At 73.7% G+C, this 18,912-nt stretch carries 13 protein-coding genes, 2 tRNA genes and 1 riboswitch; of the genes, 7 read left to right on the forward strand and 8 right to left on the reverse strand.

What is annotated here, in order from left to right; translation table 11 throughout:
- Positions 1-330: 330 nt before the first annotated feature.
- Positions 331-879 carry a MarR family winged helix-turn-helix transcriptional regulator gene (locus ACFY3N_RS35910; protein ID WP_390820981.1) on the reverse strand — a complete coding sequence of 183 codons (549 nt, stop codon included), beginning with the start codon at positions 877-879 and terminating at the stop codon, positions 331-333.
- 135 nt (positions 880-1,014) lie between these two features.
- Here ACFY3N_RS35910 and ACFY3N_RS35915 point away from each other — a divergent pair, with 135 nt between their 5' ends.
- A complete protein-coding gene (locus ACFY3N_RS35915; protein WP_390820993.1) occupies positions 1,015-2,277 on the forward strand; it encodes an MFS transporter in 1,263 nt (420 codons plus the stop codon).
- A 38-nt stretch (positions 2,278-2,315) separates the two neighbouring features.
- On the opposite strand, the gene ACFY3N_RS35920 is transcribed toward ACFY3N_RS35915, so the two are convergent.
- Both ACFY3N_RS35920 and ACFY3N_RS35925 read right to left on the reverse strand, forming a co-directional pair.
- The gene (locus ACFY3N_RS35920; protein WP_390820982.1) at positions 2,316-3,965 is read right to left on the reverse strand and encodes a SpoIIE family protein phosphatase; all 1,650 of its coding nucleotides are present in this window, start codon (positions 3,963-3,965) and stop codon (positions 2,316-2,318) included.
- A 173-nt stretch (positions 3,966-4,138) separates the two neighbouring features.
- Positions 4,139-5,518, reverse strand: coding sequence for an NAD(P)/FAD-dependent oxidoreductase (locus ACFY3N_RS35925; RefSeq protein ID WP_390820983.1), 1,380 nt, complete (start codon positions 5,516-5,518; stop codon positions 4,139-4,141).
- Between the two features lie 378 nt (positions 5,519-5,896).
- Between ACFY3N_RS35925 and ACFY3N_RS35930 the strand changes: the two genes are divergently transcribed.
- Positions 5,897-6,655: a TetR/AcrR family transcriptional regulator gene (locus ACFY3N_RS35930; protein ID WP_390820984.1), complete on the forward strand. Its 759-nt coding sequence runs from the start codon at positions 5,897-5,899 to the stop codon at positions 6,653-6,655.
- A gap of 102 nt (positions 6,656-6,757) precedes the next feature.
- Here ACFY3N_RS35930 and ACFY3N_RS35935 read toward each other — a convergent pair whose 3' ends face one another.
- Complete coding sequence (locus ACFY3N_RS35935) at positions 6,758-8,881, reverse strand: asparagine synthase-related protein (RefSeq protein WP_390820985.1); 2,124 nt, start codon at positions 8,879-8,881, stop codon at positions 6,758-6,760.
- A 717-nt stretch (positions 8,882-9,598) separates the two neighbouring features.
- Between ACFY3N_RS35935 and ACFY3N_RS35940 the strand changes: the two genes are divergently transcribed.
- The 4 genes from ACFY3N_RS35940 to ACFY3N_RS35955 all read left to right on the forward strand — a co-directional run bounded on the left by ACFY3N_RS35940 (position 9,599) and on the right by ACFY3N_RS35955 (position 14,782).
- Positions 9,599-11,023, forward strand: a complete 1,425-nt coding sequence (locus ACFY3N_RS35940; protein ID WP_390820986.1) for an MFS transporter — start codon at positions 9,599-9,601, stop codon at positions 11,021-11,023.
- 54 nt (positions 11,024-11,077) lie between these two features.
- Positions 11,078-12,331 (forward strand): L-2-hydroxyglutarate oxidase, encoded by a 1,254-nt coding sequence (lhgO, locus tag ACFY3N_RS35945; RefSeq protein ID WP_390820987.1) that lies wholly within the window; start codon positions 11,078-11,080, stop codon positions 12,329-12,331.
- A gap of 217 nt (positions 12,332-12,548) precedes the next feature.
- Positions 12,549-13,403, forward strand: a complete 855-nt coding sequence (gene trmB, locus ACFY3N_RS35950; RefSeq protein ID WP_390820988.1) for a tRNA (guanosine(46)-N7)-methyltransferase TrmB — start codon at positions 12,549-12,551, stop codon at positions 13,401-13,403.
- Positions 13,404-13,432: 29 nt separating this feature from the next.
- A complete protein-coding gene (locus ACFY3N_RS35955) occupies positions 13,433-14,782 on the forward strand; it encodes a PrsW family intramembrane metalloprotease (protein WP_390820989.1) in 1,350 nt (449 codons plus the stop codon).
- 89 nt (positions 14,783-14,871) lie between these two features.
- Here ACFY3N_RS35955 and ACFY3N_RS35960 read toward each other — a convergent pair whose 3' ends face one another.
- From ACFY3N_RS35960 to ACFY3N_RS35970, 3 genes are all read right to left on the reverse strand, one after another.
- A complete protein-coding gene (locus tag ACFY3N_RS35960) occupies positions 14,872-15,894 on the reverse strand; it encodes a M23 family metallopeptidase (RefSeq protein ID WP_390820990.1) in 1,023 nt (340 codons plus the stop codon).
- 12 nt (positions 15,895-15,906) lie between these two features.
- A riboswitch (cyclic di-AMP (ydaO/yuaA leader) is annotated at positions 15,907-16,064 on the reverse strand.
- Positions 16,065-16,365: 301 nt separating this feature from the next.
- Positions 16,366-16,439, reverse strand: a tRNA-Met gene (locus tag ACFY3N_RS35965).
- A 63-nt stretch (positions 16,440-16,502) separates the two neighbouring features.
- Entirely contained in the window at positions 16,503-17,636 is a 1,134-nt protein-coding gene (locus ACFY3N_RS35970) for a dihydrofolate reductase family protein (protein WP_390820991.1), read from the reverse strand.
- Between the two features lie 616 nt (positions 17,637-18,252).
- On the opposite strand from ACFY3N_RS35970, the gene ACFY3N_RS35975 reads away from it, so the two are divergent.
- The gene (locus tag ACFY3N_RS35975; RefSeq protein ID WP_390820992.1) at positions 18,253-18,525 is read left to right on the forward strand and encodes a DUF3040 domain-containing protein; all 273 of its coding nucleotides are present in this window, start codon (positions 18,253-18,255) and stop codon (positions 18,523-18,525) included.
- A gap of 77 nt (positions 18,526-18,602) precedes the next feature.
- Here ACFY3N_RS35975 and ACFY3N_RS35980 read toward each other — a convergent pair.
- Positions 18,603-18,675: transfer RNA gene (locus ACFY3N_RS35980), tRNA-Lys, on the reverse strand.
- Between the last annotated feature and the right edge of the window lie 237 nt (positions 18,676-18,912).

The raw sequence follows: 18,912 nt of genomic DNA on the forward strand, positions 1-18,912 counted from the left end.
CGGGTTCCCGCTTCCGCGTTTCCCTTTCCGGCGGTTCCGACTCTATCAGATCCTTTCGGGCCTGATTCCCAGTCAGAGTGGGTTGTCTTCGCGGCTGTTGGGCCGTTCCGACGTCTCAAACCCTAGCGGACTCTCTCGGTGTTCCTCAAATCGAGGATTGGAATTGAATTCGGGCACGCCGAAATCATTCCCGCTGGGAGGTCGTGCTGAGGTTTTGAGTGCCGCAGTCGCGGCGGAAGGTGCTGCCGAAGAACCGTTACGGCCCCGTGGCAACCCGAAGAACCCTACGGATCGGCAAGGGGGCTGTCAAGCGTCCCTGGCCAAGATCTTTCAGTCCAGGTCGCTGAGGCGCCCGCCGGCGTCCGGCTGGGCGTGTTCCACCCGGCGCAGCAGGCGGGTGAGGACCTCGCCCAGCGTCGCCCGCTCGTCCGGGTCGAGGTCCTGGAGGAGGTCCTCCTCGAAGACGGTGGCCAGACGCATCGCCTCGAGCCACTTCTCGCGGCCGGCGGAGGTCAGCTCCACGATCACGCGGACCCGGTTGGTCTCGTCCCGCTCCCTGTTGGCCAGCCCTTCGGCGACCATGCGGTCGATCCGGTGGGTCATGGCGGCCGGAGTCAGCCCGAGGCGCTTGGCGAGGTCGCCGGGGCCCATCCGGTACGGGGCGCCGGAGAGGACGAGGGCCTTGAGGACCTCCCAGTCGGCGTTGGTGATGCCGAGCTCGGCGGTCTGCCGGCCGTAGGCGACGTTCATGCGGCGGTTCAGGCGGGACAGCGCGCTGACGATCTTCTCGACCTGGGGGTCGAGGTCCTGGAATTCGCGCTGGTACGCGGCGATCTGCTCTTCGAGTGTCGGCTCGCCGAGGCCGGAGGTGTCGCCCATGGCCGCAGTATGGCACGCCCCCTCTTTGCCTTGAAGTCCTTCTCTGTGTAGTCTTTAGCATCGAACTTTAGCTTCTAACTCTTCACTCTTAACTACTTGAGAGAGGTGAACGTGACCAGGGCGAGGGGCGCGGCGATGCGCCGGATCCACGTGGGCAACGCACTCAGCGCGTTCGGGCTGGGCTTCACGGTCCCGTACCTGTACGTCTACGTGGCGCAGGTGCGAGGGCTGGGGGCCATGACGGCGGGTCTCGTACTCGCCGTCTTCGCCGTGGCCGCACTGATCGTGCTGCCGTTCGCCGGACGGGCGATCGTCCGGCGCGGCCCGCTGCCGGTGCTGCTCGTCTCCCTGGTCACGGCCGCGGTCGGGGCGCTGAGCCTGGGCCTGTCGAGTGGTGCGGCGACCGTGCTGCTGTCGGCGGCGGCGCTGGGCGCCGGGCAGGCGGTGATGCAGCCGGCGCTCGCGACGATGATCGTGGACTGCTCGACCGCGGAGAACCGGTCGCGAGCGTTCGCCATGCAGTTCTTCCTGCAGAACCTCGGGCTCGGCGTCGGCGGTCTCATCGGCGGTCACCTCGTGGATCCCACGGAAGCGAGCTCCTTCGTCCTCCTCTTCGCGATCGAGGCGGCGATGTTCCTGCTGCTGGTCGTGGTGATGGCGACGGCGCGGATGCCGCGCGCGCCGCGCATCGAGGGCGCTCCGGCGCAGTCGGCCCGGGGCAGCTGGAAGCAGTTGCTGGGCAACCGGGCCATGGTGCAGCTGTGCGTGCTGGGCTTCGTGCTGTTCTTCGCCTGCTACGGACAGTTCGAGTCGGGGCTGAGCGCGTACGGCGTCGAGGCCGCCGGGATCTCCACTTCCGCGCTGGGGACGGCCCTGGCCGCGAACACCCTGGTGATCGTGGTCGCGCAGTTCGCGGTGCTGCGGTTCGTCGAGCGGCGCAGGCGCTCGCGCGTGATCGCGTCCGTGGGGCTGATCTGGGCCGTGGCGTGGGCCGTGGCCGGGTACGCGGGGCTGGGCGACGGGAGCCGGACGATGGCGACCGCCGCGTTCATCTCGACGTACGCGCTGTTCGGGCTCGGTGAGGCGATGCTGTCGCCGACGCTCGCACCGCTGGTCGCCGATCTCGCGCCGGCCGGGATGGCGGGGCAGTACAACTCGGCGTTCGCCCTGGTGAAGCAGCTCGCGCTGGCCGTGGGCCCGGCGGTGGGCGGGCCGATGGGCGCCTCGCTGCACGCGCCGTACGTCGTGGTCTTCCTGCTGTTCTCGCTGGGCATCACGGTGCTGGCGGTGCGGCTCGGGCGGCAGCTCACGGATGTGCAGAACCAGCCGTCGGCGGCGCGGAGCCGTGTGGTGGTGCAGGGAGGCGCGGCAGCGGGGCAGGCTCCGGCGCACGCCTGAGCCACACGCCCTGCCCCGCGTCCGTACGCCCGGCTCTGCTACGAGCCGGGCGTCTTCGGCAGGAGGAACTCGCACCAGACCGCCTTGCCGCCCCCCGGGGTACGTCTGCTGCCCCAGCCGGAGGCGATCGTCGCGACGATGGCGATACCCCGGCCGGACTCGTCGCCGGGTTCCGCGCGGCGGCGCCTCGGCAGGTGGTCGTCGCCGTCGGTGACCTCGATGATCAGGCGGCGGTCGGTGCGGCGCAGCCGCAGCCGCATGGGCGGGGTGCCGTGCTGGAGCGAGTTGGCGACCAGTTCGCTGGTGGCCAGGACACCCAGGTCGTGCAGCTCGGCGGGGAAGCGCCAGCTGGTCAGCACGCCGGAGGCGAAGGCACGCGCGCGTGGGGCCGCCTCGACCCCGCCGAGCAGTTCCAGCGCGGCGTTGCGGAAGAGCTCGCTCTCCGCGCCCTTGCGGGCGGGGTGCTGGAGGACCAGCACGGCGACGTCGTCGTCGTGGTCCGGGGTCACCCCGGCCGAGCGGACCAGGCGGTCGCAGACGACCTGGGGGCTGCCGGTGGCTCCGGCGAGGGCGCGCTCCAGGGCGGCGATGCCCTCGTCCAGGTCCTCGTTCCTCCGCTCGACCAGGCCGTCCGTGTAGAGGACGGCGGTGGAGCCGGGGCCGAGGGGGACGGAGCCGGACGCGTGCATCCAGCCGCCGGTGCCGAGCGGGGGGCCGGTCGGTTCGTCGGCGCGCCGGACGGTGCCGTTCTCGTCGCGGACCAGGATGGGCAGGTGGCCGGCGGAGGCGTACACCAGGCGGCCCTCGTTGGGGTCGTGGATGGCGTAGACACAGGTGGCGATCTGGTTGGCGTCGATCTCCATGGCGAGGCCGTCGAGCAGCTGGAGCACCTCGTGCGGGGGGAGGTCGAGGCGCGCGTAGGCCCGTACGGCCGTGCGGAGCTGCCCCATGACCGCCGCCGCGCGCACCCCGCGTCCCATGACGTCGCCGATGACGAGGGCGGTGCGGCCGCCGCCCAGGGTGATCACGTCGTACCAGTCGCCGCCGACGGCGGCCTCGGTGCCGCCGGGGTGGTAGGTGGCGGCGACGCGCAGGTCGTCGGGCTCCTCCAGTTCCTGGGGGAGGAGGGAGCGCTGGAGGGTGACGGCGGTCTCGCGCTGGCGGCGTTCGCTGGCGCGCAGGCGTTCGGCGGCCTCGGCGTGGTCGGTGACGTCGGTGGCGAAGACCAGCACGCCACGGCCCTCGACCTCGGTGACCGGGGTGCAGGTGAAGGTGTAGGAGCGGCCGTCGGGGGCCTTGCGGGACTTCACCGTGCGGGGCTTGCCGCTGCGCAGGACCTGGTCGAGGAGGGGCAGCAGGCCGAGTGCTTCCAGTTCGGGCAGGGCGCCGCGCGCGGGGGCGCCGATCGGGCGGACGCCGAAGGCCGCCGCGTAGGCGTCGTTGACGTAGGCGATGCGGTGGTCGGGGCCGTGGACCAGGGCGACGAGGGAGGGGACGCGGTCCAGGACCTCCCGCACCCCGAGCTCGTCCACGGCGGGCACGGGCCGCACGTCGTCGGTGAGTTGTTCGGCACGGGCCCCGGGCACGGAGCCCTCTCCCCGCCGGTCCGGGGAGACCGCCTGCTCGTTCCGCGCTGCGGCGCGGCGCTGCGTTCCGGGGAGCCGGGCGCTCCAGCGCGTGAAGTTCACGAATCCTTGCCTCGTGTAGTTGTCGGCGGCCGGAAACCGGGACCGGCCGGGGCCCCGGGGGCCGCACCGGGGTGGGTGGGGGCCCGCCCGCGGTGGTGGACCAGTCTGGCAGGGTGCCGACCGGGCCGGCATCCGTCAGACGCCGGGCCGGCCGGTGGAGTTCCTGGGTCCGGTCAGGACGACCCCTTCGGGTTGTGCGGGGGGCCCTGGGAAGGCTTTCCACCGGCCGCCAGTTCGAACTCCGCCCGGGGGTGTTCGAGTGAACCGAGCGAGACGATCTCCCGTTTGAAGAGCCCGGCGAGCGTCCACTCGGCGGCGACCCGGGCCTTCCGGTTGAAGGTCGGAATCCGGCTGAGGTGATAGGTCCGGTGCATGAACCAGGCGGGATAGCCCTTGAGCCTGCGTCCGTACACCTGGGCGACCCCCTTGTGCAGCCCGAGGGAGGCGACGGAACCGGCGTGCCTGTAGGCGTACGTCTCCAGCGGTTCACCCCGCAGGGAGTGGACGACGTTGTCCCCGAGGACCCGCGCCTGGCGGAGCGCGTGCTGCGCGTTGGACGCGCACTCCCGCCCCGGCTCCCGCGCGGTGACGTCGGGGACGGCGGCGGCGTCCCCCGCGGCCCACGCGTGCGCGGCCCCGTCCACGGCCAGCTCGGCGGTGCACTTCAGCCGCCCCCGCCCGGTCAGCGGCAGGTCGGTGGCCGCGAGGACGGGGTGCGGTTTGACCCCGGCCGTCCACACGACCGTACGCGCGGGAAAGCGCGACCCGTCGCTGAGCACGGCGACCCGGTCGGCGCAGGACTCCAGACGGGTCTCGAGGCGTACGTCGATGTTGCGCCGGCGCAGCTCGGTGACGGTGTACCGCCCTATCTCCTCCCCGACCTCGGGCAGGATCCGCCCGGACGCCTCGACGAGGATCCACTTCATGTCCTCGGGCCGGATGTTGTGGTAGTACCGCGTGGCGTAACGGGCCATGTCCTCCAGCTCACCGAGCGCCTCCACGCCCGCGTAGCCGCCCCCGACGAAGACGAAGGTCAAGGCGGCGTCACGAACGGCGGGGTCACGCGTGGAGGAGGCGATGTCCATCTGCTCCAGCACATGGTTGCGCAGGCCGATGGCCTCTTCGACGGTCTTGAAGCCGATGGCGTGGTCGGCGAGACCGGGGATCGGGAGGGTGCGCGACACGGAACCGGGCGCGAGCACCAGTTCGTCGTACGCGACCCGCCGCCCTCCCGTGCCCTCCTCGCCGGTGGCGAGCGTGCTGACGGTGGCGGTGCGCCCGGCGTGGTCGATGGCGGTGGCCTCGCCGATGACGACGCGGCACCGGTCGAGGACACGGCGCAGCGGTACGACGACGTGCCGGGGGGAAATGGCGCCGGCGGCCGCTTCGGGAAGGAAGGGCTGGTACGTCATGTACGGATCCGGGGTGACGACCATGATCTCGGCCTCGCCCCGACCGAGTTCCCGTTTCAGTCTCCGCTGGAGACGCAGGGCCGTGTACATCCCGACGTAGCCGCCGCCGACAACGAGAATGCGCGCACGTTCCTTCACCATCCCATGACGCACCCGTCGCGTGCGTTTGTCCACAGCCCCGACGAATCGTGTGACCGGAAGGGGCGCGCGTCCCGGGTTGGCCGATTCACCGCCCCTGCCGGAATCCTCACAGGTCAGCCATGGTGAACCTGCCTCCGCGCAGGGGTACATTCAGGACGTATACGACCCGTACTCCGATCGAGGGGCGCTCCGTGCGGAACCTGCCCCTTCTGAATTGACTCCCTCTCAACTATGTTCGTCTGTCGACGGGGTGCGGGGGAAGGCGCTCATCGGACTCGCGACGGGCGGGACCGACAAGCCGGGCCTGCTCCACACGCCCCGGCCATCAATGGCGGGGAGAAGTCTCCGGGGGGAGACGTCATTACCGGGGGAATAGACATGCATGTTCAGGACTCTCATTGGTCTTCCGCTCTCACGGCCGGCGCGACGATGAGCGCGCCCACGGGCGGCGGGCGCCCGGACGGGGCGCGCACGACGCCGCTGCGCGTGGACGCCCAGCGCAATCTGGAGCACGTGCTGCGTGCCGCGCGGGAGGTCTTCGGCGAGCTGGGCTACGGCGCGCCGATGGAGGACGTGGCGCGCCGGGCACGGGTCGGCGTGGGCACGGTGTACCGGCGCTTCCCGAGCAAGGACGTCCTGGTGCGGCGGATCGCCGAGGAGGAGACCTCCCGGCTGACCGACCAGGCACGGGCCGCGCTCGGCCAGGAGGACGAGCCGTGGTCGGCGCTGTCCCGTTTCCTGCGCACGTCGGCCGCTTCCGGCGCGGGGCGGTTGCTGCCGCCGCAGGTGCTGCGGGTGGGCGTGGCGGAGGAGCACGGTCTGCCGGACCACGCGCGGTTGCCGCAGCAGCGGACGCAGGCGGCGGGTGAGCTGCGGCTGGTGCAGGAGACACCGGCGGCGCCGGCGGCTGTGCCGGCGGAGGACGACACGGGGGCGGCGCAGCTGCTGGAGGTCGTGGGGCAGTTGGTGGACCGGGCGCGGGCCTCGGGCGAACTCCGGCCGGATGTGTCGGTGTCGGACGTCCTGCTGGTGATCGCGACGGCGGCGCCGTCCCTGCCGGATGCGGCGCAGCAGGCCGCGGCGTCGGCGCGGCTGCTGGACATCCTGCTGGAGGGTTTGCGCTCGCGCCCGGCGTAGGGGCGGCTCAGGAAAGGTGGCGGGGCTGCGCGGGCCGGTGTTTCGGGGTGCCTCGGCGTACGGAGTGCGCCGAGGCCGGGTCGCCGGACCGGACGCCGCGCCTCAGCGCATGCCGCCCGCGCCGGCGCCCAGGGCGCCGCGCTGGGGGGCGATTCCGCCCGGGACCGCGCGCTGGCGGGCCGGCGTGCCCGTCCAGCAGGTCCCCCTGCGGGCCAGCAGCCGGCGCAGCCACACCTCCAGAGCGACCAGATCCGCCAGGCCGTCCAGGGGCAGCGGCTCGCCCTCCGCCGCGCCCCGCAGCGCCTTGCGCACCACCCGCGCCTCGACCAGCCCCGCCTCCGCCAGCAGCGGCGTGTCGAACAGCGCCACCAGCGAGTCGGCCGCCACCCGCAACCCCGTCCGCGCCGCCGCCGCCGAGCCGGCGGCCCCGGGAGCCCCCCACCCCGCCGGCAACTCCCGCACCCCCGCCCCCTCCAGCACCGACCGCAGAATCGACGCCCGCGCCCCCGGCTGCACCCGCAGCGCCTCCGGCAGCGCCCGGCACGCCCGCACGACCTGGTTGTCGAGGAACGGCGCGTGCAGCCGCTGGGACCGGATCTCGGCCGCCTGCTCCAGCACCCGCAGATCCGCCGCGTGCCGCGCCAGCGCCGCCCGCGCCCGGAAATCACCGGGCCGCTGCCCCGGCCCCACCTCGGACCGCCGCGTCGACGCCTGCAGGCGAACCGATACTTCAGCCAGCGCCTCACCCGTCAGCCAGCGCGCCGCCGGCCCGGGTCTCCCCCAGGTCAGCGCGGCCAGCGAGGCATCCGCCGCACCCCCGGGCCCGCCATCGTCCAGCCGCCGCTGGAGCAGCCGATCCGCAAGGCTCTCCAGCCCCGCCCGGTACGGCGTACGCGCCAGCCGGCGCGCGGCCGCGTACACCCGCGCGGGAACCATCACGGACCCGTCCGCCTTGGCCAGTGCGGCAACCGGCCGCACCAGATGCCGCCGCTTGCGGTCCATCAGCAGATCGGCCAGCCGCGCCGGATGCGCGTCCAGCACCTGCTTCGCCCCGTACCCGGTGAAGTGATCCGCGCTGCCCGCCGCCAGCCGCGCCCGGTGCCGCGCGGCCGACACCAGCGAGGGCCCGGGCTCGTCCGTCAGCGGCCCGTCCAGCTCGACGTACGGAAGCGTCGACTCCGCACCGGCCACCACCACATGGTGCAACCGCGGATTGGCGGCCAGCGCCCCCGCCCGCTCCAGCTCCTCGTCGTCCCGTCCCCCGCCGGCCCCGCCCGCGAGGTCGTTGAAGGTGACGGCCAGCAGCCGCTCCCCCGCCCCCGCCCCGTGCCCCAGCACGGTCCCCGGCATCCCGGGCAGCCCCGCGGCCAGCAGCGCCAGCGTCCCGGACGCCGGCCCGCCGGACAGATCGGCCCCGATCCCCGGTACGGGCGTGCCACGGGCCGCCCGCCGCTCGGCGGGCCCCATCCCGGGCACGGGCCCGGGATCGATGCCGGCGCCGGGAACGTGCCGGGGCGCGGCCAGCCGCGTCCGTACGGCCTCGACCAGCGCGTCCCGTACGGCGTCCACCGCGTGGTCGGGGTCGGCCGGCGGCGCGGCGACGGCGAGCGAGGCGACGGGTTCGTACCCGGCGATCTCGCGCGCCCCGGCGCGCAGGATCAGCGCATGCCCCGGCGGAATGCGTTTCACGCCGTCGTACGGGGTGGAGTCGTGGAGCGCGGCCGGCACGTCGGGGGCGGCGAGCAGCGCGGCGAGGTGCCCGAAGTCGAGGTTGGCCTCGATGAGATCGGCGAGCGGCAGCGCGGCGGTCGCGTACGCCGTACCGCCCGCCCACGGGGTGTGGAAGACCGGCCGGGCACCGGCGAGGTCGCCGCACACGGTGACCCGGCGTCCCACCTGCACGACCGCCGTATAGCTCCCCGGCCAGGCGGTCAGATGCCGCAGCGCCCCGCCCCGCGCGGCGAACAGGGCGACGCGCAGTTGCTCGTCGGAGGCCCCGCACGTGCCGAGGACGGCGATCCGGGTCTGCCCGTCGGCCTCGACCACCCGCACCTCGTCGGGGCGCCAGTCGCCGACCGCCCAGAGCGGATCGGGGTCACCCCACAACAGCTGGGACCCCACGGGGTGCACGGTCTCGCCGTCCGCCCCGGTGGCGCCGGCGGAGCCGGTGGGGCCGAAACCCGTGGCTCCCGCGGCGGCGCTGCTCCACCCCACCAACCACCGCATCGCCGCCTCCACAGACCGTGGACAACCAGTGCACCGTACGAACCGGTTCCCCATGCTGCCATGAAGGAGGCGCTCAGGAGGGATGCCGGAGCCGTACGCGCTCCGTCGAATGCGCCCCGGCGGAGACACCCGCCCCGCCCCGAACAGGTGTCCGCCGCAGAGGAGTCACCGTACCGGCGCCGCGCCACCGGACCCGCCGCCACGACGCGAATGCGCCCCCATTACGCGCCCCTTAAACCCCCAACGCGCCGTCAATTACCAGCGTAGAAGCGGTGATACACCTGGAAGGGCGAGGTCTATTTTCAGCCAAATCGAAGCGGTGAGGTCAGTCTCGAACACGCTCCGTACAGGCTCTGCGCACCGCTGGGCGGTCGCGCGGTCCGGGAGACGGAGCACGCCTCCCGGACCGTTCCGCCGCCCGCGGGGATGAAGGCGGCGGTGTCCCCCAGCCCACTGGATCCAGTACAGCGGGCCGACCCACGCACCGACCATGGAACCGCTCCCGCGATGGCCGGAGAAGAGCGCACGCACGGGCGCACGGCCACACACCGGGAGCGCGCCGCAACTGCGCGTATCGGAACCGTACTTCAGTACGGACCACAATCCCGCCATCCGGAAGAATGCCCCTTAACGCTTGGGATGCGGCGAACTACGCTGGGTTTACGAATGCCGCGTGGTTATGCCAGCGCGGCAGCCGTCTGTGTCGAGGGGTGGCGCATGTCCAGGGAGCAACGCGGGCCGAACGAAAAGCTCGGCGCCGTTCTCGCCCTCGCGGGAATCTCCAACGCGGGTCTCGCGCGACGCGTCAACGACCTCGGTGCCCAGCGGGGACTGACGCTTCGCTACGACAAGACGTCGGTGGCGCGGTGGGTGTCGAAGGGCATGGTGCCGCAGGGCGCCGCCCCGCACCTGATCGCCGCCGCCATCGGCCAGAAGCTGGGACGTCCCGTGCCGCTGCACGAGATCGGCCTGGCGGACGCGGACCCCGCACCCGAGGTGGGCCTCGCCTTCCCCCGTGACGTCGGACAGGCGGTGCGCTCCGCCACGGAGCTGTACCGGCTGGACCTGGCCGGCCGCAGAGCCGGCTCCGGCGGCATCTGGCAGTCGCTCGCCGGATCGTTCGCGGTGAGCGCGTACGCGACGCCCGCCTCACGCTGGCTGATAACCCCGGCCGACAGTTCGGTGGCGCGTGAGGCGAACCCCGCCGACGGCTCCGGCGCACCGGCCAAAGTCGGCCACAGCGATGTGCGGAAACTGCGGGAGGCCGCCGAGGACGCCCGGCGCTGGGACTCCAAGTACGGCGGGGGGGACTGGCGTTCGTCGATGGTTCCCGAATGCCTGCGGGTCGAGGCGGCCCCGCTGCTGCTCGGCTCCTACTCCGACGACGTCGGCCGCTCCCTCTTCGGCGCGGCGGCCGAACTCACCCGTCTGGCCGGCTGGATGGCCTTCGACACCGGCCAGCAGGAGGCGGCCCAGCGCTACTACATCCAGGCCCTGCGCCTGGCCCGCGCGGCGGCCGACGTCCCCCTGGGCGGTTACGTACTCGCCTCGATGTCGCTGCAGGCGACCTACCGCGGCTTCGGCGACGAGGGCGTGGACCTCGCCCAGGCCGCGCTGGAGCGCAACCGGGGCCTGGCCACCGCCCGCACCCTGAGCTTCTTCCGCCTCGTCGAGGCGCGCGCGCACGCACGCGCGGGAGACGCCCAGGCGGCCGGCGCCGCCCTGAAGTCGGCGGAGAGCTGGCTGGAGCGCTCCCGTCCCGGCGACAGCGACCCGACCTGGCTCGGCTTCTACTCCTACGACCGTTTCGCCGCCGACGCCGCCGAGTGCTACCGCGACCTGAAGGCACCCCGCCAGGTCCGCCGCTTCACCGAGCAGGCCCTGTCCAGTCCGACGGAGGAGTTCGTGCGCTCGCACGGACTGCGCCTGGTCGTCTCGGCCGTCGCCGAACTGGAGTCGGGCAACCTGGACGCGGCCTGTGAACAGGGCGTCCGCGCGGTGGAGGTCGCGGGCCGCATCTCGTCCGCCCGCACCACCGAGTACGTCCGGGACCTCCTGCACCGTCTGGAGCCCTACGGCGACGAACCCCGCGTGGCCGAACTGCGCGAGCGCGCCCGCCCGCTGCTGATGACCACGGCCTGACCCGGATCGCGCCACGGACCGCCTTCCGGGTTTGAAGGCGTCGTCGGTGGCGCAGTGCACTATCGGACGCGGGAGGTGGTGCGGGTGACGGGGCGGTCGTACGACTGCGACGTGCTGGTGATCGGGGGCGGGATCGTCGGCCTGTCGACGGCGTACGCGCTCGCGCGTGCGGCGCCGGGCACGCGGGTCACGGTGCTGGAGAAGGAGCCCGGCCCCGCCCGGCACCAGACGGGGCGCAACAGCGGTGTCATCCACAGCGGCATCTACTACCGCCCCGGCTCGCTGAAGGCCCGGTACGCGGTGTCGGGCGCCGCGGAGATGGTGAAGTTCTGCGCGGAACACGACATCCCGCACGCGGTGACGGGCAAGCTGATCGTCGCCACGACCCGTGAGGAGCTGCCCCGGCTGCACGCCCTGGCCCAGCGCGGCCGGGAGAACGGCATCGCGGTCCGCGAGCTGTGCGGCGCGCAGATCGCGGAGTACGAGCCGGAGGTCGGCGGACTGGCGGCCCTCCACGTCGGCTCCACCGGCGTCTGCGACTTCGCCGCGGTGGCCCGCCGGCTCGCTCAGGCCGCGCGGGCGGCGGGTACGGAGATCCGCTACGGAGCACGGGTGGTACGCGTCGACCGCCGCCCCGACCGGGGGGTCGCCGTCCTGACCGCCGCCGGCGACGTCGTACGCGGCCGGGCGCTGGTGAACTGCGCCGGTCTGCACTGCGACGAGATCGCCCGCCGCACCGGCGACGAGCCCGGCGCCCGGATCGTGCCGTTCCGCGGCGAGTACTACGAGCTGGCCCGGCCGGAGCTGGTGCGCGGCCTGGTCTACCCGGTGCCCGACCCGGCGTTCCCCTTCCTCGGCGTCCACCTCACCCGGGGCGTCGACGGCGGCGTCCACGTCGGCCCCAACGCGGTACCGGCGACGGCCCGCGAGGGCTACGACTGGCGCACGGTGCGTCCGCGCGAGCTGCGGGCGACCCTGGCCTGGCCGGGCTCCTGGCGGCTGGCCCGCCGCCACTGGCGGTACGGCACCGGCGAACTGCACCGCTCGCTGTCCAAGGAGGCCTTCACCCGGGCCGTACGCCGGCTGCTGCCCGCCGTGCGGGAGGACGACCTGGTGCCGACGGCCGCCGGGGTGCGGGCCCAGGCGGTGCTGCGGGACGGCACCCTGGCCGACGACTTCCTGATCCGGGAGACCGCCCGCGCGGTCCACGTGCTGAACGCCCCCTCGCCGGCGGCGACGGCATCCCTGCCGATCGGCCGCGAGGTCGCCCGGCGGGCGCTGGCCGCACTGGAGACGGCGGAGCGCTGAACCCCGGACGACCCGGCCCGACGCGTCGCTCCCGCACGTGCCTCCCCGAACCGCGACCCCGCCCACAGCCGACCCCGGCAGCGGCGCATCCCGGCCCGGGGGAGGGCCGTACCGGCCGGAATCCCGGGCGTCCTCCGGCCCCGCCGACCTCGCGGGGATCCTCCTCCGGATTCCGTTCCGGGGACCGGGGCGCGCTCCCCGTAAAATCGGAGGCACTGTGTCTGACACCGTTAACGCCTCCGAAGCCCTTCGTCCCTCCCCCGGCCAGGACCCGCCGCACGCGCCCGGGGTGCCCGTCCGCCATGTCCGGGCCAAGGGGGAGCCCCGGTTCCCGGACGGGCCGAAGGCCGATCCCGCCGGGTCCCACTTCGAGCGGCGGATCCGGAGCTTCCAGCCGCGGCGCAGCCGGGTGACCGCCGGGCAGGCGGACGCCCTGCAGCGGCTGTGGCCCGCCTGGGGCTTCGACATCGACGGCAGCCGGCGGCTCGACCTGGCGGAGTTCTTCGGCAACGACGGCCCCGTCGTCCTGGAGATCGGCTTCGGCATGGGCGAGACGACCGCGCGGATGGCCGCCGCCGACCCGGCCACCAACCTCCTCGCCGTGGACGTCCACACCCCCGGCCAGGGCAATCTGCTCAGCCTCGCCGACCGGCTCGGGCTGACCAACGTACGGGTCGGCAACGGTGACGCGATCATCCTGCTGCGCGAGATGCTCGCCCCCGGCTCGCTCGGCGGGCTGCGCGTCTACTTCCCCGACCCCTGGCCGAAGAAGCGGCACCACAAGCGGCGGCTGATCCAGCCGGAATTCCTCACCCTGGCCGCGAGCCGCCTCGCGCCGGGGGCGGTGCTGCACTGCGCCACCGACTGGGAGCCGTACGCGGAGCAGATGCTCGAGGTGCTCACCGCGCACCCCGACTTCGAGAACACCCGGGCGGACGGCGGTTTCGCGCCGCGTCCCGCCTTCCGGCCGCTCACCCGTTTCGAGCGGCAGGGACTGGAGAAGGGTCATGTCGTGAACGACGTGCTCTTCCGCCGCGTACCGCGGGAGGAGCAGGCAGCAGACCGAGCCTGATACAGCCCCGCCTCGTGAGGGTCGCCCCCTTGGCCACCAGCCCCCCGTACCCGGCGCCTCCCGGCACAGCCCCCGGTGGAGCGCCGCGGCACGCGCACTGGTGGCAGCGGCCCCGGGCGCGGTACGGCGCGCTGATCGCGCTGCTCACGCTGTCCGGGCTGGTCATCCTCGCGCTGGTGCGCGAGCAGACCGGGACGCGGGGGTTCCTGGTCGGGCTCGGTCTCGCCGTCCTGCCCGTGCCGCTGCTCGTCGCCGCCTTCCGGTGGCTGGACCGGGTCGATCCCGGCCCCTGGCGGAACCTGCTGTTCTCCTTCGCCTGGGGCGCCTGTGCGGCGACGCTGATGGCGATCGTCGCGAACAGCTTCGCCACCCGGTGGATAGCGACGGCGACCGCCGACCCGACCGGCGCCGACACCCTGGGCTCGACCGTCATAGCGCCGGTGGTGGAGGAGTCCGCGAAGGCCGCGGCCGTCCTGCTGGTGTTCCTGTTCCGCAGACGCGACTTCACCGGGATCCTCGACGGCGTGGTGATAGCCGGGGTCACCGCCACCGGCTTCGCGTTCACCGAGAACATCCTCTACCTCGGCACCGCCTTCGGCACCGACCGGCTCACCGGCCACAGCGGCATCACCTCGGTCACCGCGGCGACCTTCTTCGTGCGCATCGTGATGTCGCCGTTCGCGCACCCCCTGTTCACCGTGCTCACCGGGATCGGCTTCGGCGTCGCCGCGCTGTCCGCGGACCGGCAGCGGGTCCGGCGCGTGGTGCTGCCGCTCGGCGGGCTGCTCCTCGCGATGGGCATGCACGCGCTGTGGAACGGCTCCTCGGCGCTCGGCCGGTACGGCTTCCTCGTGGTGTACGCGGTGTTCATGGTGCCGGTGTTCGGGCTGCTGACCTGGCTGGTGGTGTGGACGCGGCAGCGGGAGCTGCGGACCGTGCGGGCGGAGCTGCCCGCGTACGCCGCCGCCGGGTGGCTCGACGCGGCGGAGCCGTTCGTGTTGGGCTCGATGCGGGCGCGGCGCGTCGCCCGGCGGTACGCGCGCCGCCACGGCGGGAGGGCGGCGGCGCGGTCGGTGGCCGAGTACGAGGCGTACGCGACGTCGCTGGCGTTCCTGCGGCACCGGGGGCGGCTCGGGCGGGCGGGGCCGGACTTCGTCACCTGGGAGCGGGAGCTGCTGCTGGGGCTGTGGCACCGGCGGGGAGCGTCCCGGCCGGCGATGGAGCACGCTGCCCGCGTCACCGCGCCCCGGGTGCCGGTCGCCGCGGCGCCGTGGATGGTGTACGGCGGTTACGGGCATCCGCCGTACGGACAGTCGCCCCACGGGCACCCGTACGGGCCTCCGAACGCCGCGTACGACCCGAACGCCCACCGGCCCTGACGGGTCCGCGCCGCCTCCGGGAACACCTGACCGGCAGCCCTGACGTCGGGGGGTCGTCGCCGGGACTGCCGGGGTTCAGGGTGCGGTGCTCAGGGGTTGAGGCCCTTGTCGCGCAGCCAGGCCATCGGGTCGATGCCCGTGGAGGAGCCGCCGGTGTGGACCTCCAGGTGGAGGTGGGCCCCGGTGGAGTTGCCGGTGGAGCCGACGCGGCCGATCACGTCGCCGGTGCTGACCTTCTGGCCGACGCTGACGCTGATGGAGGACTGGTGGGCGTACCAGATCTCGGTGCCGTCGTCGAGCGTGAGCACGGTCTTGTAGCCGTAGGAGCCGTCCCAGCCGGCGGAGGTGATCGTGCCGGTGTGGACCGCCTTGATCAGCGTGCCCGTGGGGGCGGCGAAGTCGAGGCCGGTGTGCTGGCCGGAGGACCAGTAGGCGCCGGCCTGGCCGAAGGTCGAGGTGATGGTGTACGAGGAGGTCGGCAGCGCGTACTGCTTGGCCAGCTCGGCGAGGCGCTCGGCCTCGGCCTTCTTCCTGGCCTCCTCCTCCGCCTTCTCCTTGGCGGCCTTGGCCTTGGCCTCGGCCTCCTTCTCCGCCTCGGCGGCGGCCTCGGCGGCCGCCTTCTCGGCGGCGGCGACGGCCTCGGCCTGCGCCTTGCTCTCGGCCTGGTCCTGCTGCTGCTCGACCTGCGCCATGATCCGGGCGCGCAGCGCCTCGCCGGCGTCGGCGGCGCCCTGCTCGGTGTCGGCGGCGGTCATGCCGAGGGTGCTGAGGGGGGTGGACGATCCCTCGGGGGTGGTTTCCTCGTCGGAGATGAGGGAACCCACGTTGGGGAGGTCGGGCATGGAGATCGAAACCGGCGGCTTGCCGGTCTGGGCGCTGGCCATGCCGCCGGCGCCGACGGCCGCTATGACGCCGACGCCCAGGACGGTGGAGCTGCGGGCGAGTCCTCCGCCGCGCTGCTTGGAGACGCGGTGCCGGCCGCGTACGGGGCGAACGGAATCCGCGGTGGGGTTCCACTCCTCGAAGGGGCCCTCGTCGGTGCGGACGCCGCCGTAGGCGAAGGTGTCGCTCGGTTTGAACGGGGCCTCGGGGGCAGGCGGGTTGGACGCCACGTGGGCGTGCTCCTTTCCTTCCGTCTTCGCCTACCGGGTTAGCTGACGGGTTCGGAGCGGGAAGGTCTCCTACGCGCGTATACGAGCCGTGGTGCCACGGCGGTATCCACGCGATTCACCCCATGGTGGTGGTTCCCCGGTTCCCTTGCGGGATTCGGCGCGTGCGCACGGAGCCGACGTCTGTGACGGCTGGGACGACCGCGCTGCGTTATCGAACGTTAATAGACGCGAGGGCCTGATTCCAAGCCGTTCCTCTTGATCTTTAACGATTTCCGCGTGGACTTAAGTGCCACGAGCGGTCAAAAACGGGCGAGTTGACCGCACCTCAGGTGACGGATCACTTCTGACCGTTCGTCAGTCGTTATGCGCTGCGGGGTGGATCGCTCACTCTGGGTGAGACCGTTGGTCGGGAAGGGGGAGCGGAAAACACCGAGGGCCGGAATCCTTTGGATTCCGGCCCTCGGCCTTCAGTAGCGGGGACAGGATTTGAACCTGCGACCTCTGGGTTATGAGCCCAGCGAGCTACCGAGCTGCTCCACCCCGCGTCGGTAAGACCAGTGTACGTCATCCGCAGGACATGGCGCACACCCATGATCGCCGGCCCCGGTTCAGCGGCCGAGCAGATGTCCGTTCGGCGCCTTGGCCCGGTCCTCGTGCTCCGGCAGGACGACCACGGTGGCGCCCCCGGCCGCCAGTACCGCGCTGCCGTCGGCGCCCGCCACGAACGTGTCCGGCTCGCGCCAGGCCGTGACCACCCGCCGTACGCCCGCGTCCAGGATCAGCCGGGCACAGGGTGCCGGCCGGGACGCGCGGCGGGCGCAGGGCTCCAGGCTGGAGTACACGGTGGCGGTGACGAGCCGGGGGTCCGTGGGATCGGCCTTGGCGAGCGCGGCCTCCTCCGCGTGCACCACCGGGTCGCCGCCCTCCCGGGAGTGGCCGCGCGCCAGCTCCGTACCGTCGGCGGCCACCACGACCGCGCCCACGCTGAACGCCGTCGCGGAGGGCGGGCACTCGGCGGCCAGCTCGCAGGCGAGGGCCAGCCAGTGGTGGTCGGCGGCGGAGGGCAGCGGGCCGGTGCCGGGGGCGGTGGGCTCGTAGCGCATCAGGACGACGTCGCCCACCGGGCGGCTCTCGACCAGCCGCAGCCGGCCGCCCTGGTAGGGGCCGGGGCCGAAGAGGCGGGGGGCCTCGGGGTCACCGACGAACAGCGGGGCGAGGACCAGCTGGAGCTCGTCGGCCAGCCCCTGGGTGAGGAGCTGGGTGTGGACCGTGCCGCCGCCCTCGACCATGAGCCGGCGGACCCCGCGCTCGGCGTACAGGTGCTCCAGCAGCAGCCGCCAGTCGAGCTCGGTGCCGAGCGGGACGACGTCGGCGGCGAGACCGAGGGCGTGGGCGCGCCCGGCGCCCTCGTCGGTCGTGTAGAGGACCTTCTCGCCGCCGGTGTGCCAGAACCGGGCCGCCGGGTCCAGGTCGCCGGAGCCGCTGACGGTGACCTTGAGCGGGTACTCGGCCGCGCCCCGGGCGAGGCGGGCGGCGCGCCGCCCGGGCGAGTTGACCAGCAGCCGGGGGTTGTCGGCGCGGATCGTGCCGGCGCCGACCAGGATGGCGTCCACGGATGCCCGTACCTCGTCGACCCGGTCGAAGTCGGCCGGGCCGGACAGCAGCAGCCGCTCGGGGCCGGTGTCGTCCAGGTAGCCGTCCAGGGAGACGGCGGCGGACAGCAGGACGTACGGGTGGGGCATCGGTTCCTACTCCCAGGGGCGGGCGGGCCTGTGGGCGTCCAGTCTGACAACAGGCACGACCGGTCCGCGTGCCGGTTCCGGGTCCGATCGGCCGCCCCGGTGAGCGGGTCCGGCGCGGGCACCGTGACGGGTTCCGGCGGGTCCGCGGCCACGAGGGGCACGACGGCGTTCGGCAGGAGGGCCGGCCGGAACGGAGGCACCCCGTAGCGCCTCCTCGCCGCCGGCCGCTCGCCCCGGCCTCTCCCGGGGCGTGTGGCCGACGGCCCGCGGTCCGGGGGCGCGGCGCGGGCCGTCACAGCCGGCGTGTGCGCCGAGCGGTCCCCGCACCATCGGTGACAGCCCCCACTTTCCCCGGGGACCACGGCCGGCCGGGCGGCCCGTGTACGCACCGGACCCCAGGGGGGATGGGGCCCGCGACGGATGGTGGCGGCCGGTGGCGGTGGGCGACGCTGGAGTCCGTCGCACCGGGCGGGTGACGACGCCGGCGCCCGGGCAAACTCCTTTGTACCGGGCCGAGTTCGCGGCAGGCCGGCGGTTCGGCCGGTTACGCCCCGGCGTCACGGAGCGATGGCCGCCGACGGTCTCACCGGGCGGCCGCCCCCGGGAAGGAGGAGCCGTGCCCCAGTCCGACGACGAGCGCCTGGTCGACCTCGCGGCCCGTCTCGAACACGAGGACCCCCGTTTTGTCCGCTCGCTCTCCGAGGGCCGTCCGGCCCGTCCCCGTGAGTACCGGCGCACGAGCGTCTGGTGCGCGCTGGCCGTCGGGGTGACCATGCTCGCCGCGGGCATCGTCGTCCCCGACGGTCTCCTGATCGCGGCGGGCCTGGTCCTCACCGGAATCGCCGTGCAGCTGCTGGACCCGCACCGGGACGAGCGGCCCGGGAAATGACGCGGCGCCCGAGCCGGCCGAAGCCGGTCCGGGCGCCGCGCGGCAGGTCGGAGGCGATGCGCCGCTCCTGCGGGAGGTAGGCCCTGTGGGACTCGAACCCACAACCAATGGATTAAAAGTCCACTGCTCTGCCAATTGAGCTAAGGGCCCCTGGCGATGTTGTCTCCCCGAGCATAGCCGGACGCGGCCGGGACTCCGATCGGGTATCGCGCGGACGGGTCCGGACGTGTCCCGCGCGGAACGCGGGAGGGGCCCCCCCCCCGGGGGGGGGGGGGGCCCCCCCCAACCCCGGGGGGGGGCCGGGGGGGGGGTGGGCAAAACCCCCGGCGGTTGCAACCCGCGGCCCCACGGGCCCCCCCGGGGGGGGTGAACCCCGCCCGACCGACC

Origin of the sequence: Streptomyces sp. NPDC000348 (assembly GCF_042898795.1) — a bacterium.
In the GTDB taxonomy this organism is placed as follows: domain Bacteria; phylum Actinomycetota; class Actinomycetes; order Streptomycetales; family Streptomycetaceae; genus Streptomyces.

Excerpts from the sequence above, each read along its gene's own strand:
- ACFY3N_RS35910 (WP_390820981.1), bottom strand. The coding sequence starts at position 879 with ATGGGCGACACCTCCGGCCTCGGCGAGCCGACACTCGAAGAGCAGATC.
- ACFY3N_RS35915 (WP_390820993.1), top strand. The coding sequence starts at position 1,015 with ATGCGCCGGATCCACGTGGGCAACGCACTCAGCGCGTTCGGGCTGGGC.
- ACFY3N_RS35925 (WP_390820983.1), bottom strand. The coding sequence starts at position 5,518 with ATGGTGAAGGAACGTGCGCGCATTCTCGTTGTCGGCGGCGGCTACGTC.
- ACFY3N_RS35930 (WP_390820984.1), top strand. The coding sequence starts at position 5,897 with ATGCATGTTCAGGACTCTCATTGGTCTTCCGCTCTCACGGCCGGCGCG.
- ACFY3N_RS35935 (WP_390820985.1), bottom strand. The coding sequence starts at position 8,881 with ATGCGGTGGTTGGTGGGGTGGAGCAGCGCCGCCGCGGGAGCCACGGGT.
- ACFY3N_RS35940 (WP_390820986.1), top strand. The coding sequence starts at position 9,599 with ATGTCCAGGGAGCAACGCGGGCCGAACGAAAAGCTCGGCGCCGTTCTC.
- ACFY3N_RS35970 (WP_390820991.1), bottom strand. The coding sequence starts at position 17,636 with ATGCCCCACCCGTACGTCCTGCTGTCCGCCGCCGTCTCCCTGGACGGC.